Origin of the sequence: Rahnella sp. PAMC25617, assembly GCF_050606005.1 — a bacterium.
Lineage (GTDB): Bacteria > Pseudomonadota > Gammaproteobacteria > Enterobacterales > Enterobacteriaceae > Rahnella > Rahnella variigena.
Genome location: NZ_JBOCUM010000272.1, coordinates 1 through 216, shown reverse-complemented (window position 1 = coordinate 216; position 216 = coordinate 1). Strand labels below are relative to the sequence as shown.

Here is a 216-nt window from a genome sequence, read left to right as displayed (position 1 = left end):
GATCGCCTAAAATCTATGGGTATAGGCATCACGATGCTGAGTGGCGACAAATACAATGTGGTCAAGTTTGTCGCTGATGAGCTAGGTATCCCCAACTCCTTTGGCGATTTGCTCCCAGAAGATAAGGTGAATAAAGTCAAGGAGATCAAAGCTCAAAAAGGAACAGTTGCCTTTATTGGTGATGGAGTAAATGATGCTCCAGTGGTAGCTATTTCG

General features: G+C 44.0%; 1 protein-coding gene. It reads left to right on the top strand.

Translation table 11 applies throughout. The annotated features are described in order from the left end of the window. Positions 1–15: 15 nt before the first annotated feature. Positions 16–216, top strand: a 201-nt coding sequence (locus tag ACM615_RS24340) for an HAD family hydrolase (protein WP_431012701.1), incomplete at its 3' end; no start/stop codon positions are given.